Genomic DNA, 14,699 nt, shown 5'->3' with positions numbered 1-14,699 from the left:
CCTCACGACCAAAGGATGACCGGTACCCATGAGCCCCATGTCGACCATCCCACCGACCATCGCCCGTTCGTGGCTGCTGCTGCCCGCGGACAAGTCCGAGCGCTTCGACGCCGCCGTCAACTCGGAGATGGACGTGGTGGTCCTCGACGTGGAGGACGGGTGTCGGCAGTCCGAGAAGGAACGGGCCCGTCGCGAGGTCCGTCAGTGGCTCGAGGCCGGGAACCACGCGTGGATCCGCATCAACGACGTCCGGTCCCCCGAGTGGGAGAAGGACCTCATGGCGCTCGGGCACTGCCCCGGGTTGGACGGCGTGATGCTGGCCAAGACCGAGAACGCCGAGCACGTCTCCCTCACTGCCGCGCGTCTGGCCGAGAACACCCCGATCGTCGCGCTGGTGGAGTCGGCCGACGGCCTCGCCCAGGCCGCCGAGATCGCCAAGTCCGAGCAGGTGGTGCGGCTGGCGTTCGGCGTCGGTGACTTCCGTCGCGACACGGGAATCGGGTCGTCGCAGATCGCCCTGGCGTACACGCGCTCGCAGTTCGTGGTGGCCAGCCGGATCGCGCGCGTGGCCCCGCCCATCGACGGGCCGACCATCTCCAATGACACGCAGGTCCTCAAGGACGCCGCCGAGCACGCCGTCGAGATGGGCATGACCGGCAAGCTGTGCCTTCGCGTGGACCAGGCGCCCTACATCAACGAGGTCCTCTCCCCCTCCGCGGCCGACGTCTCGTGGGCCGAGTCCGTGATCGATGAGCTCGGTCCCGGCGGTGAGCGCGCCCGCGACGGCGCCGACCTGCCGCGCCTGGCCCGGGCCCAGAAGATCGCGCGCCTCGCGCAGGCGTACGCCGGGGCTCGCTGACGCGACCTCACGCGCGAACTGGGCCCCGGCTGCGTTGTGCAGCCGGGGCCCTGTCGTCGTTCGCGGGTCCGTCAGCGGGGTGAGTCGCCGGTGACCAGCGAAAGGTCGGGATCGCCGGCCCATGCGGTCATGGACCCGTCGTAGACCGCCACGTCCGCGCGACCGGCCAGCGCCAGCGCGTGGGCGACCCCGGTGGCGGCGATCCCGCCGCCGCAGTAGGTGACGACCTTCCGGTCCTCGTCCAACAGCCCGGCCGCCTCGAACTCGGCGCGCAGTTCCCCGATCGGCCGGAGGGTTCCGGTCTCGGGATCGCGCAGCGTGTACACCGGCAGGTTGATGCTGCCGGGAATGTGGCCGGGCCGACCGTACGAGTCGACGTCCCCGCGGTAGGTGGCCTCGTCGAGGACGTTGACGAGGATCGTGTTCTCGTCGTCGAGGGTCGCGGCCACATCCTCCGTGGACCGGATCAACTCCGGGCGGCGGACACCGCTGAAGGTGCGGGGCGTCGGCACGGTGATCTCATCGGTGACCTCGTAGCCGGCGGCCTTCCACGCCGGCAGGCCGCCGTCGAGGACGGTGACGTCGTCGAAGCCCTCGAAGCGCAGGTGCCACCAGAGCCGGGTGGCCCAGAACCCTTCGTGCTGGTCGTAGACCACCACGGTCGTGCCGTCCCCGATGCCTAGCGCGCCCGCGGCGGCCGCGAAACGCTCGTGGTCCGGCGCGGTGGCGGGCAGGGGGCTGCCCGGGTCGGCGAAGTCGCCGAGCAGGTCGGCGAACAGGGCGCCGGGGATGTGCTCGGGCTGGTATGTCGCGAGGCCCGAGACGGGGCGTGGGGCGCCGTCCGCGTCGGTGGTCAGGTGGGTGGTGGCGTCGACGACGACGAGGTCGGCGTCACCCAGGTGCTCGCGCAGCCACTCGGGGCTCACGGTGAGGGGGGTCGTCATGTCTCGTCCTTTCGATGGGTACCCCTCCCAGGATAGACAGATCTGTTCAGTGGACGCGCTGGAGCCGGACGTTGGCGAACTCGGTCAGTCCCCAGCGGCCGAGCTCGCGGCCGTAGCCCGAACGCTTGACGCCGCCGAACGGCAGTCCGGGCATGGTCGTGCCGTGTTCGTTGACGTAGGCCATCCCCACCTCGAGCCGCTCGGCCACCTCGGAGGCGCGGTCGACGTCAGTCCCCCACACGGAGCCGGACAGGCCGAACGGGGTGTCGTTGGCGATCCGCACGGCCTCGTCGACGGAGTCGTAGCCGTAGACCATGGCGACGGGACCGAAGATCTCCTCCCGGTAGGCGTCCATCTCTGGGGTGATGTCGGTGAGGACGGCGGGCTGCATGAAGGCGCCGGGCCGGTCGATCGCCGCGCCGCCCGTGACGAGCGTCGCGCCCTGCTCAGCGGCGCGCTGGACCTGCTCGACCACGCCGTCGCGCGCGTCCTCGGAGGACAGCGGGCCCAGCTCGGTGCCCTCGTCGGCGGCGGGCCCGACGGCCAGTTCCTCGTAGAGGTTCTTCAGTCGCCCGACGAAGTCGTCCTTCATCTGCGCGGGGACGAAGATCCGCTTGGGCGAGTTGCACGCCTGCCCGCAGTTCGACAGCCGCGCCCGGCCCACGGTCTCGACCAGTTCGTCGAGGTCGTCGGCGTCCAGGACGACGAGCGGGTCCGAGCCGCCGAGCTCCAGGACGCTGGGCTTGAGGTTCTTCGCGGCGACGGTGGCCACCGCGGCGCCGGCGCCCTCGCTGCCGGTCAGGGAGACGCCCTTGATCCTGGGGTCGGCGATCATCTCGGCCACCGTGTCACTGGAGGCGTACACGTTGACGTAGGCGTCCTCGGGGAGGCCGGCTCCGCGCTGGACCTTCTCGATCGCCGCCGACGAGCGGGCGCAGATGCTCGCGTGCTTGAGCACGATGGTGTTGCCCAGCAGCAGATTGGGCGCCGCGAACCGGGCCACCTGGTAGTAGGGGTAGTTCCACGGCATGATGCCGACCAGCGGGCCGACCGGCTCGTAGGTCACCCGGTTGAGGCGGGCGTCCGGCACATCGAGGGTGTCGGACTCGAGCAGCGCGGGACCGTGCTCGCCGTACCAGCGGTAGATCGACGCCGCGAGGGCCACCTCGCCCTGCGCCTGCGCGGGGAGCTTGCCCATCTCGGTGGTGATCGCCTTGCCGAGCTCCTCTTGGTGCTCCTCGAAGGCGTCGGCGATCGCCAGGAGGATCCGTGCCCGCTCGGACACCTCCGTCGCGCGCCAGGCGGTGAACCCCTCGGTGACGGTGCTCAGGATGGCGTCGACGTCCTCGGTCTGCTCGTACTCGCGGTCGGTCCGGCCGGTCGACGGATCGTGCGTGACGTACATGCGGTCCCCCTTCGTGTGGCGTTCTCCACGTGGCGTTCACCGGGATCGTTCCCGGGTCGTGCCGCGACGGTAGGACGCCCGCGGGCCGGACGCATCCGGTCGACACGCCACGACCCCGCCGTCGTCGCGGGACGTCGGCGGGGTCGGGGTGCCCGTCGAGCCGGTTCAGCCCCAGCCCTGGGCAGCGCGACGATCGGCGTCGGCCATGCCCTGGTTGCCCTGGCTCGCGGCGCGCGAGATCTCGGCGAGCATCGACTGGAGCGCGGCCGCGGCCTGATCCCAGTCGTTCTGGTGCGCCTGGTAGGCGACGGCGGCGTCGCCCTCCCACTCGGCGACCAGCGGTGCGAGGTAGGCCTTGAGATCGTCGAGAGTGGTGCGCAGGTTGACCGAGGCCTGCGTGACCTGGCCGACGAGTGCCTCGATCGGGCCGTGGTTGTAGGTGATCTGTCCTGAGGTCATGGGGGTACCCTTCCGGTGCTGGCGGTGCTGGCGGTGCTGGCGGTCAGAGGTTGAGAGGCCCGGCGGCGCCGGCGCGGTTGATGAGCGCGGCCGAATCCTGGTCCGCTGCGTCGAACGATGTGCTGTTGGTGCGCATCGTCTCCGAGATCCCCGCCAGCGCGGTGTTGAGTTTGGTGCTCTGCTGCTGCCATTCGGTCATGATCTGGGTGAAGCGGGCCTGCGCGGCGCCCCTCCACACCGAGCCGCCGAGTTGGGACACCGAGTCCCGCACGGTGCCGAGCAGGCGGTCGATCTCCAGGTTCACGTCGTCGACCCTCCTGGCCGCGGTGTCCATGGTCCCGATGTGGGTGTTGAACCCGGTCATCTCGTCCTCCACTGTGGTCGGTGCGGAATCCCCTTCTGGGTCCGTCACAGTGTTCGACGCGCCCGCGGGGCGGTTCGGTTCCGCAGGATCGGGAAAATCGCGTCCGTCCCGCTCGTGTCCGAGCCGCCCGCGCGGTCCGGTCACGCGACCCGGTCACGCGGTCGCGTACAGGCGCCACGCCGCCTCGACCGGTGAGATCGCGGGGACCACGAAGGACAGCAGTCGGGCCCGGTCGCAGGCGTCCACGACGCGCTCGGCGAGGCGACCGCGCACCAGCACCTCGGTCGACCCGGTGCCCGCCTCACGCCGGCGACGGCGCACCTCGGCGACGGCGTCGAGGACCCGCGGCACCTCATCGTCGACCGCGGTGTCGCGACAGGGGTCCCGCCGGTGCACCACGGCCCGGTCGACGAGTACGAGTCCGCCACGGGTCCGCTCGACGAGTCCCACGGTGGTCCGCGTGTGGCAGGACTCCACACAGAGCGCCCACCGTGCGGAGGACGACGGCAGGGCCTCGGCGGTGACCAGCGCGGACCTGACCACGTGGGCGGTGACCCCCGCGCCGTGGGCGGCGCCGACGAGCCGCGTGGTGCGGCTGGTCCCCCAGTCGGTGGGTACGACCAGCACCACGGCGTCGCCCTCGCGGGCCCCTCCCCACCGCAGTGCCCGGGTCACGGGGGCACCGAGGAGTTCTGAGACCGGGACCGACAGGCCCGCGACCTCGACGCGGTCACGGTGGGCGTGCGCGACCGGATCGGCCAGGCAGCGGTCCGGGAAGCGGCCGGCGGCGACCTCCACGCGGGCGGAGCACTCGAGGCGATCGCCCCCCGGCGGGAGCGCCGAGCCGTCCAACCCGGCGAGCACCGATGCCGGAGCGACCACCGGGGACAGCACCGCGGAGGCGGACGCCGCCGCCACCGTCAGCCCCGAGCAGGACAGGTCGACGGCCAGGGTCGCCGCCCGCGTGTCGGTCACACCTCGCCGCCCTGTCCCGGCTCGGACAGGGCGGTCTGCACCAGCCGGACGCCGCCGTCGCGCGTGATGAGTCGGCCCCGGCCCGCCGGCAGCGGCCCCGGCCGGATACCGCCGAGCAGTGGGCCCTCCTCCCGACTGCCGGACATGAGGAACCCGGCCCCGCCGAGATCCCGGATGCGGGCGACGAACGGGTCGAACATCGCCCGCGACGCCCCGGCGCTGCGCCGTGCCAGGACCACCGTCAGACCGATGTCGCGGGCGTGGGGCAGGAACCGGGTGAGCGGTTGCAGCGGGTTGCCCCCGCCGGTGATGACCAGATCGAGGTCGTCGACGAGCAGGTGGATCCGCGGGCCGCTCCACCACGACCGCGCCCGCAGTTCCTCCGGGGTGACGTCGGCGCCCGGCATGCGCTCGTCGAGGACGCGGACGAGATGCTCGACCATCGGGGCCAGGGCGGTCTCGGTGGGCGCGTACCCCGCGAGGTGGTCTCCCTTGATCTCGCCGAGCATGGTGCGTCGGTAGTCGACCACGATGAGTCTGGCGTGCTCGGGGCCGTTTCCGGCTACCAGTCCGCGAGCCAGCGAGCGCAGCAGCGAGGTCTTGCCGCATTCTGAGTCACCGAGTACCAGCATCAGCGGGTCGCCCTCGAGGTCGGCGTAGACCGCCGTGAGGTCGGCCTCGTCCACCCCGAGCGGGACCCGGGTGCGGCGTCCGTCCGGGCCGGGGCGCGACAGACTCGCCAGCTGCGAGTACGGGAGCACCTCCGGCAGCATCCGGATCGGCGCCGCGGCGACGTCGCCCACCCGCGCCCGCCACCTGCGCGCGAGATGGCGGGACGCCTCGGCGGTCGCGTCGGCCATGCCGTCCGCGTCGACCCGCCCGTCGAGGCGGGGCTGGTGGACGAGCATGTGGTGACGGTCCGGTGTGAGCCCGCGTCCCGGGGCGGCGGGCACGGTCATCGCGGCCCGCCGATCGATCATCGAGTCGGTGGGATCCCCCAGACGCAGTTCGATCCGCGTGCCGAGGGCGTCGCGCAGTGCCGGTCGGAGGTCCGCCCACCGCGACGCGGAGAGCACCACGTGGATCCCGTAGGACAGCCCGTCCGCGGCCAGCCCCAGCACGGTCTGCTCGAGATCCTCGAACTCGGTGCGCAGCGCCTGCCACCCGTCGATCACCAGGAGCACGTCGGGGTACTCCGCCACCGGGCGGCCGTCCCGGTCGACCACCCGGCGCCGCGCCTGGTCGACGGAGGCCACGCCGTCCTCGCGGAACGCGGTCTCCCGGCGACGGCGCTCGGCGTCGACCTCGGCGATCGTGCGGCGAATCTTCTCGTCCTCACCACGACGGGCGACCCCGCCGACGTGGGGCAGGTCCGCGACCGAGTGCAGCGCCCCGCCACCCAGGTCCACGACGTACACCGACAGGCGGCCGGGGTCGTTCGTGGCCGCCGCGGACAGCACGAGCGTGCACAGCGTGGTCGACTTGCCGGACCGCGTCCCGCCCACCACGGCGACGTTGCCGTCCGCCCCGGAGAGGTCCGCGTGCCAGATGGCGCGGCGCTGTTCGAACGGCAGGTCCACCTCGGCCAGCGGGAACCTCAGGCGGGCCGGCCGACCAGCCGTCGGGGACGCTGCGGAGCCCTCGGGTCCGGCGCCGGCGCGCTCGTCCGTCGGTTCGGTACCCACCGCGGCGTCGAGCGGCGCCCCCTCCCCGAGCGGCGCCAGCCACACCTCATGCGCGGGCCTGCCGTGCCCGGCGAGTCGCCCCACCAGGACCTCGAGCAGGCTCGCGGATCCGTCGGCGGGCCCCTCGTCCGCGGCGCCGGAGGACGGGCGCGCGTCGTCGTCGACCCCGGACGCCACCGGAGTAGGCGCCGGCACGGGCATGTACCAGGACGTGAACGGGCGGACCGCCGCGCGGGCGACCGGTGCGGCCACCGACGACCCGTCGAGTCGACGGTCCTTCCGGTACGGCCCGGAGACGTAGGCGGCGTCGAAGCGCACGGGGTCGCCGGCGTCCACTTTGAGGTACCCGGCGCCCGGGGTGGCGGGCAGGTGGTAGGCATCGGTGACCCCGAGAACCGTCCGCGACTCGGTGGCGGAGAACGTCTTGAGCGCGATCCGGTAGGACAGGTGACTGTCCAGCCCGCGCAGCCGCCCCTCCTCGAGCCGCTGCGACGCGAGAAGCAGGTGGATGTGCAGGCTGCGGCCCAGACGACCGATGGTGAGGAACAGCTCCGCGAACTCGGGCTTGGACGACAGGAGTTCCGAGAACTCGTCGACCACGATCACCAGCGCCGGGAGCGGTTCGAGCGGGGCGCCCTTGGCACGGGCGGCCTCGTACTGGCCGACGCCTCCGTAGTTGCCCGCGGCACGCAGCACCTCCTGGCGGCGGGTGAGCTCGCCCTCGAGCGCGTCGCGCATCCGGTCGACCATGGTGATCTCGGCCTGGAGGTTGGTGATGACGGCGGCGACGTGCGCCAGCGACTCCAGCCCGAGGAACGTGGCACCGCCCTTGAAGTCCACCAGGACGAGGTTGAGCGAGTCCGGGTCGTGGGTGGCGACCAGGCCCAGCACGAGGGTGCGCAGGAACTCGGACTTCCCCGAACCCGTCGCGCCGATGCACAGACCGTGCGGTCCCATGCCGCCGTGCGCGGCCTCCTTGAGGTCCAACTCGACGGGGGCACCGTCCGGGCTGACCCCCACCGGCACGCGCAGCCGGTCGCGCTCGCCGCGCCGCCGCCACGCCACCGCGGGATCGACCTGGGTGGCCACGCCGATGCCCAGCAGGTCCGGAAGCCCGGGCGCGCGGCGGGTCGTGGTGGAGCCGTCGGCGTGGGTCACCGTGTCGGCGGGTCGGTACCGGGACAGGGCCATGGCCAACCGCTCGGCCTCCGGCGGGCTCATCGCGTCGACCCGGGCGATGTCCTCGTCCCCGGCCTCGGTGCGCACGCGGGCCACGCGGTCGTCGTCGACCCGGATGCACAGGCCGCGACGCAGCGCGAGGTCGCGCAGTTGCCCCGCGCGGCTGCCGGAGACCTCCAGCACCGTGACCCCGTCCAGGCCGTGCTCCGCCAGGAGACGTTCGGCGCCGGTGACGCCCACACCGTCGACGACGACGACGAGGTGCGCCCGTCCCGACACGACCGGGGCACTCGGCGAGAACGCCGAACGGTCGGAGATGTCCGTTTCCAGCATCGACTCCACCCCGGCGAGCGAGAACTCGGTGAGCCGGACCCGACCACCGCCGTCGGTGTAGTCGGGGTGTTCGTGGTGCGGGAGCCATTTGAGCCACTCCCAGGCCTGACGGGCGTCGCCCTCGCTCGCGGCCACCGCGACCCGGACCCTGTCGGGCCCGTGGGCCACGACGAGTCCGGCGATCATCGCGCGTACCGCGGAACGCACCACCTCCACCTCACCGTCGAGCGACAGCGCGGCGAACGCGCGCAGCTCCAGCGCCACGGGCAGGTCGTCGACCACCGAGTGCACGCGGACGAAGCGGCGCATGCTCACCACCGAGACCGGCTCCAGGTCGTCGACCGGTCCGGTGTCGGGTGCGTCCAGCCGGGTCGCCAGTGCCTGACGGCCCGGGCCCACCCGGATGGTGAGGTCCTCGGGATCCGACTCGTCGCGTTCCCACATCCGGGGCGTGCCCACCAACGCGGGTAGCTCCACCGGATCCGGGTGACGCCACAGGGCGGCGGCGCGCTGGGCGGACGCGGTCGCCCGCACAGTGTCGCGGGTCTGGCCGAGGTAGCGAAGGTAGTCCTTGCGCAGTTCGTCGGTCTCGGAGGTCTTGTTTCCGCCGCCCAGCGTCCCCGCGAGCATGCCTACGGCGGAGACCGCCATCATCACCGGGAAGAGCATGAACATGGGATTGCGCATCATGCCGGTGCGCATCATCACCACGACCATGCCTCCCACGGCCACCACCAGCACGATCGGCAGGATGATCTGGACGAGGGGCCGGGGCGTGGGCCGGGGCAGCGCGGGCGGCGCCTGGAGCGACAGCTCCCCGCCGGGCATCGGCGGAGCGTCGAGCTTCTCCGCGCGGGCGAACACGACATCACCCATGAACGTCACCCGTGCACGTCACCAGTGATCGATCCCTTCGCTCCCGCCGGGTGTGACCCCGCCGCCGGGAGATGGCGTCCCCACGAGCGCCCGTCCGACCCGACAATATCGGCGTATCGGATGGCGATGTTAGGGCAGTACACGTCCTGACGGGGGCACCATCCGGGCGGGATCGGGAGGATCTGGAGTGTCGCAACGCAGTGGGATCCGGGAGGTCGCGGCGGGCGTCGAACCCCTGGACCAGCGTCGGGTGTCGATCGTGTGCCGTTCCACCCGGGTGGACCTGAGTCTGCCCGCCCACCTCGAGTTGGTCGCGGTGATCCCGGAGGTCGTGGACCTGATCCGGGAGCACATCCGCGCGATCGCCGGTCCGGCCTCCGGCGTCGATGTCGACGCCCGGATGGGCGGCGACACCGGCGGGTCCTGGCAGCTCTCCCGACTCGCCGGCGGGCCCCTCGCGGTCTCGGAGACGCTCGCGCAGCAGCGGGTGCACGACGGGGAGATCCTCGTCCTCGACCACCGCCCCGTCCCCACGCCGGCGCCGCTCTTCGACGACGTCCTGCAGGGTCTCACCGAGCCGGACGTGGCTCGCTCCCCCACCTGGGACCGGCGCGACGCGGTCACCACCGCGACCGCGACGGCGGCGGTGGCGGCGGCTGCGGCCACGGTGGCGTTGGTGCGCCAGTGGACGACCGGAGGCGGGCCCGCGGTCCCCCTGGTCGCGCTCCTGGCCGCCCTGCTCGGCCTGGCGGCCGTGGTGGCTCTGCGCCGCACCCCGGCGCCCGGCGCGGCCCACGCCGTCGCGGGCGCGTGCGCGGTCGGGTTCACCGTGCTGGCCGGCGCCACCGTCGGGGGCCCGCCCGGCGGGGCCGGCCACCTCGTGGGCGGACTGACCGCCGGAGCGGTCCTCGCGGGCGTCCTCCGGTGGACCGTGTTCCGCCCGGGTCCGCGCACGTACGCCACGGCCGCCGGCTACCTGGCCGCGGCCCTCTCGCTGGCGGCCGGGGCGGTCGGCTCGACGGTGGTGGCCACGACCCGCGTCCCGGCCTCGGCGGCCGGAGCCGGGGCCGTCCTCCTCGCGCTCGTCCTGCTCACCGCCGCGCCGCGGGTCGCGGTCTGGGCCGCCCGTATCCCCATCCCGCCCGTGCCCGCCCCGGGCGAGGACGTGGAGGCCGGGGACCTCGAGGAGATCGACCACGACGTCCGCGGCCGGGCCGGTGGGCCCCTGCCGACCCCGGACGTGCTGCGGCACCGGTTCCACACCTCGCGCTCGTGGCTCACCGGTCTGCTGGCGGCGGCGGGGGCGGTCTGCACCATCGGGTCGCTCACGTCCCTGACCGGGGACGCCGGCGCGACCCGTTGGGCGGCACCGCTCGCGTTGGTCCTCATCGTCGTCCTGGTGCTGCGCGGCCTCGGCTACGCGGACCGCGTACACACCGCCGTGCTGCTGGCCTCCGCGCTCGTCCTCACCGCAGGGGTGCTGGTGGGCGCCGGGATCACCGTCGCGTCCCCGGTGGGCGTGGTGGTGCCGGCGGCCGTCGCGGTGGCGGCGGCCGCCGTGGTGGCCGCCTCGGTGGTGCCCCACGTCGATCTCTCCCCCGCCGCTCTGCGGGCCGTGGGCGTGGTCGAGGCGATCGGGATCTGCGTGGTCGTCCCCCTCGCGGTGGGCGCGATGGAGGTCTACTCGCTCGTCCGGCAGCGATGAGGATCCGACGCACGTCCGACACGAGCGGGCCCGGGCGCGGGTCGCGCGCCGCGCCCGGGACCGCCGCCGTGATGCTGACCGCCGTCCTCTCCGGGCAGCTCGCCGGGGGGCCCGTCGCGGCCGCACTGGAGCGCCCGGCGATCGATGGGCCGGTCCCGGCGGCCACCGGGCTCGACGCCGGCCCCCTGCGCCTGGACGGCCCCTGCCGGACCACCGCGGCCGTCCTCGATCCCGGGGTGTCGCCCCCGTCCGCCACGGCGGCCGAGCTGGGCGGGGCCTGGATCCACGGCCGCGGCGAGGGGCAGGTCGTGGCCGTGATCGACACCGGCGTCAACCCCGGTCCACGCCTGCCCCGGGTACGGGGCGCCGGTGACGTGGTCCCCGGTCGCGACGGCACCGAGGACTGCGACGCACACGGCACCCTGGTGGCGGGAGTGCTCGCCGCCACCGAGGACGAGACCGGACACTCCGGGGTCGCGCCCGGGGTCGAGATCGTCTCCATCCGCCAGTCCAGCAGCGTTCTGCGCCCCCAGGCCCGTGACCGGAGCCGCGGACCGGACGGCCCGACCGTCGGTGCCGGGGTCGGCACGTTGTCCTCCCTGGCACGCGCGATCCGGGCCGCCGTCGACGCGGGGGCGGACGTCATCAACATCTCCGAGGTGGCGTGCGTACCGGCCGGCACGGTGCTCGCCGACGCGACCCTCGGCGGCGCGATCCGCTATGCCGCCGTGGACCACGACGTGGTGCTGGTCGCCGCCGCCGGCAACGTCGGTGACGCGTGCGGGGACCAGAACCCCGGTGCCGCCGACCCCTCGGTTCCGGGCGACGACGGCTGGGACGACGTGCTCACCGTCGCCTCCCCCGCCTGGTACGACGAGCACGTCCTCACCGTCGCCGGCGTCGACGCCGACGGCGCCCCCGCCGACTTCTCCCTGCGCGGCCCGTGGGTGGACGTCGCCGCGCCGGCAGTGGGCCTGCGGTCCGTCGGTGCGGACGGGGCCGGGGTGTCCGACGTCGTGGTGGCCGGGGACGGGTCGCGCACGCCCGTCACCGGGACCAGCTTCGCCGCGCCGTTCGTCGCCGGCACCGCCGCGTTGGTCCGGCAGGCCCACCCCGGGCTCACGGCACGCCAGGTGATCGCGCGGATCGAGAACACCGCGATCCCCGCCGCCGGCGGGCACGACTTCGCGGTGGGGCACGGAGTGGTGGACCCCGTGGCGGCGGTGACGGGGGTCCGCAGGATCGGACGCCCCGCGCCCGCGACCACCGCGATCGCCGCACCCCCGGCCGAGCCGGGCCCACCGGGTGCCGGCGTCGGCGCGGCCGTGGCGGCGGGCTCTCTCGCTCTGGGAACGATCGCCCTCGTCGTCGTCGTGCTCCTCCGGCCCCGCGGCGACCGGGACACCCGGGCCTGACCACCGCGGGTCACCCGGTCGCGGTGGCCTGTCCCATGATCTCAGCGTCGGCACCGTCGCGGGCGACCAGCGCCGACCCGCGGTCCAGGCGCGGCCCGGCCGGGAGCCGGTCGAGGACACCCCCGTCCACCGGCACCGGCGTCCCGCCCAGTCCCAGCATGGCGGCGGTCGGGGCGTCGGGGACGTCGAACCTCACGCCGGTGTCGGAGACGATGGTCGTCACGGCACTGCGTGTGGTCGTGCCGCGGCCCGTCGCCGCCACCAGTAGCCCTCCACCCGGGATTCCCACCGCGTCCACCGCGGGCCCGCCCCCGTCGGCCCCGGCCACCTCCCGCACGTCGCCCGGGCCCGGGGCGGTCGCCCCCGCCACGAGCGTGACGCGACGCGTGGCGGAGTCCCTGCTACCCCCGTCGCGGACGCACAGCACCGGTGAGCCGGCGGTGTCCAACACCGTCGGGCGCCGGCCCGGGAACGCCTCGGTGTCCAGCGCGACCGACCTCGGCACACCCATCCGGTCCGGCGGCACCCGGACGACCGACCCGACCGTCGACGTCGACCGGATGACGTCCGCCAGCACGGGCCCCACCTCCTGTACCCCGTCCGCCAGTGCCACGTGGGTGCGCGTGCCGGTGGCCGTGTCGACGGTGAACACCTGCCCGATCCGGAGTCCGTCCAGGCCATAGTCCACCGGCTCACCTGCCATGTCGATCACCGGGCGACGCACCGGGTCGACCTCGGGCAGCGGATCCACCAGCGCCGCAGTGACCGGGCGCGGGTCGACCCCGGCCAGGCCGAGGATCGACAGCAGGTCCCCGTCCTCCAGATCGATCCGCGCGCGGGTGCCGTCGCGCAACAGCCACCCCGTCCCGTCCTGCACGGCCAACACGACCTCGTCGGCGCCCGTGTCCCGGCCCGGCCCGGCATCCTCGCGGGCGACGATGCTCGTGGCCGTGACGCGCGGGCGACCGCGCTCGGCGTCGGCCACCTCGTCACACACCGTCCACGACACGGCGGCCGCCGCACCGGCGTCGCGGTGGGTGGGCAACGCGGACGGTGCCCCGGGGATGCCGAGCAGTCCGCCCCGCTGCGTTCTGGCGACGTCGGCGTCGCGCACGGTACGGGGCTCCGCGGGCTCACCCAGAACGAGCCGCGCCGACGCGAGGTTGTGGACGGGGTGGACGGTCTCGCCGGCGCGGACGTACATCTGCCCGGAGTCCCGCCCCACCATGATCGTCGTGGCGTCGACGTCCGGGGCGGGGTCGAGCAGCGCCAGAACGGCGGCCCCGGCGACCCCGATCACGGCGCCGACCACACCCACCGTCAGCCCGGTGGTCTGGCGTTTGAGGGGGTCGTGCAGCATCCGGACATCGCGGGCGACCACGGCGTGTCGGGCCCGGCGGGTGAGGAAACGATGCCCGTCCACCTGCGCCCTTGTCGTCGGCTTGAGCGGCACGGCCCCGGCTCCCTCCCCTGATGTGACACCACCGCGACCGGGGGCACCGGGGGTAGGGTACGCCACGATCCGGCCCCCGTGGCCGGTCTTCCGAGGCCGCCGACCGGGCGCGGCCGGGGTGTCGCGGGCGTCGCGGAGGGGCGGGGATATGACGGCGGTTCCGACCTTCGCGGGACTGTCGGCCGTCCTCCTCACGACACTCGTGCTCACCGTGGTGTGTCCGCCGTCCTGGCAACCATGGGTGCAGTTCCTCGTGGCCGCGCTGGTGGCCGCCGTGATCACCGCGCGGCGCGCTGGGCGGCCACTGGTGGCGCGCGAGCGGGCCCCGCGGCGGCGGTCCGTGGACGTGGTGGACCTCGTCGCCCCCGACCGATCGACCGTTGGGTGCGTCGAGGGTAACCGGGTCGTCACCACGGCCGTCGAGATCTCGGCTGGCGCGCTCGTGGCCACCGAGGTGGGGCGCGACGACCCGGCCGACCACCGCGGCGTCCGCCTGCCCCTGGCCGTCGTGGCGCGACAACTCGACCAGGGTGGGGTGGTCCTGGAGGGGATCGACGTGGTGGTCGACGGTCGCCGTGCGGCGGACGGCGACGACGGCGAGGTCTACGACTCCCTGGTCGGGCCGCTGGCTCTGATGTCGCACCGGCGCGTGCACCTCCTGGTGCGGTTCGACCTGTCCCGGCTGGCGACGGGGGCGGGTTCTGCCCCGTCGGCCGCGGGGGCGGGCGGCTCGCTGGAGCAGGTGGTCGCGGTGGCCACGGAGCGGTTGCGGCGCGCACTGGTCCACCACGGGGTGCCGTGCCGCGTCCTCGACGCCGCCGAGCTCGCCGAGGTCTATCTCGACGCCGAGGCCGACCCGGGGCCCGGGACGGGGCTGGTGGTCCGGCCGTCGGCGGACCCGCGGGCCGTGATCGACGCGCTCACCGCCGTCCGGGCGGCCCGCCTCACCGAGGTCATCCGGTTGCGACGGGTGGAGGGGCGCGACGACGTGGTGGACATCGTCACCACGGTGGGCCTGGCCGGGGTGTCGGAGCGGGAGGTGGCGGG

General features: G+C 74.2%; 11 protein-coding genes. 4 read left to right on the top strand and 7 right to left on the bottom strand.

Translation table 11 applies throughout. From position 1 onward, the window contains the following. Positions 1-37 precede the first annotated feature (37 nt). Positions 38-859: a CoA ester lyase gene (locus J1M64_RS16915; RefSeq protein WP_082923926.1), complete on the top strand. Its 822-nt coding sequence runs from the start codon at positions 38-40 to the stop codon at positions 857-859. Positions 860-930: 71 nt separating this feature from the next. Here J1M64_RS16915 and J1M64_RS16910 read toward each other — a convergent pair whose 3' ends face one another. The 6 genes from J1M64_RS16910 to eccCa form a co-directional block, all read right to left on the bottom strand. Beyond that, complete coding sequence (locus J1M64_RS16910) at positions 931-1,803, bottom strand: sulfurtransferase (protein ID WP_206474899.1); 873 nt, start codon at positions 1,801-1,803, stop codon at positions 931-933. Between the two features lie 46 nt (positions 1,804-1,849). Continuing rightward, the gene (locus J1M64_RS16905) at positions 1,850-3,208 is read right to left on the bottom strand and encodes an NAD-dependent succinate-semialdehyde dehydrogenase (protein WP_206474898.1); all 1,359 of its coding nucleotides are present in this window, start codon (positions 3,206-3,208) and stop codon (positions 1,850-1,852) included. A gap of 165 nt (positions 3,209-3,373) precedes the next feature. Beyond that, positions 3,374-3,667 (bottom strand): WXG100 family type VII secretion target, encoded by a 294-nt coding sequence (locus J1M64_RS16900; protein WP_120284030.1) that lies wholly within the window; start codon positions 3,665-3,667, stop codon positions 3,374-3,376. A gap of 43 nt (positions 3,668-3,710) precedes the next feature. Further along, the gene (locus J1M64_RS16895; protein WP_067716986.1) at positions 3,711-4,031 is read right to left on the bottom strand and encodes a WXG100 family type VII secretion target; all 321 of its coding nucleotides are present in this window, start codon (positions 4,029-4,031) and stop codon (positions 3,711-3,713) included. Between the two features lie 153 nt (positions 4,032-4,184). Next, positions 4,185-5,006 carry a hypothetical protein gene (locus J1M64_RS16890; protein WP_067716604.1) on the bottom strand — a complete coding sequence of 274 codons (822 nt, stop codon included), beginning with the start codon at positions 5,004-5,006 and terminating at the stop codon, positions 4,185-4,187. Continuing rightward, positions 5,003-9,079: a type VII secretion protein EccCa gene (gene eccCa / locus J1M64_RS16885; RefSeq protein ID WP_206474897.1), complete on the bottom strand. Its 4,077-nt coding sequence runs from the start codon at positions 9,077-9,079 to the stop codon at positions 5,003-5,005. The genes J1M64_RS16890 and eccCa overlap by 4 nt, the downstream gene beginning before the upstream one ends. Positions 9,080-9,266: 187 nt before the next feature. Here eccCa and eccD point away from each other — a divergent pair, with 187 nt between their 5' ends. Both eccD and mycP read left to right on the top strand, forming a co-directional pair. Next, positions 9,267-10,784, top strand: a complete 1,518-nt coding sequence (eccD, locus tag J1M64_RS16880; RefSeq protein ID WP_206474896.1) for a type VII secretion integral membrane protein EccD — start codon at positions 9,267-9,269, stop codon at positions 10,782-10,784. After that, on the top strand, positions 10,781-12,199 hold the full coding sequence (gene mycP / locus J1M64_RS16875; protein ID WP_206474895.1) for a type VII secretion-associated serine protease mycosin: 1,419 nt from the start codon (positions 10,781-10,783) through the stop codon (positions 12,197-12,199). The genes eccD and mycP overlap by 4 nt, the downstream gene beginning before the upstream one ends. Positions 12,200-12,209: 10 nt before the next feature. Here mycP and eccB read toward each other — a convergent pair whose 3' ends face one another. Then, the gene (eccB, locus tag J1M64_RS16870; RefSeq protein ID WP_206474894.1) at positions 12,210-13,652 is read right to left on the bottom strand and encodes a type VII secretion protein EccB; all 1,443 of its coding nucleotides are present in this window, start codon (positions 13,650-13,652) and stop codon (positions 12,210-12,212) included. A 148-nt stretch (positions 13,653-13,800) separates the two neighbouring features. Between eccB and J1M64_RS16865 the strand changes: the two genes are divergently transcribed. Next, positions 13,801-14,699 (top strand): type VII secretion protein EccE (locus tag J1M64_RS16865; RefSeq protein ID WP_241261664.1); only part of this gene is annotated, 899 nt, incomplete at its 3' end.

The sequence above is a fragment of the Dietzia sp. KRD202 genome (genome assembly GCF_017168155.1).
GTDB classification, from domain to species: Bacteria; Actinomycetota; Actinomycetes; order Mycobacteriales; family Mycobacteriaceae; genus Dietzia; species Dietzia kunjamensis.
This window is presented reverse-complemented; position numbering and strand designations above follow the sequence as displayed.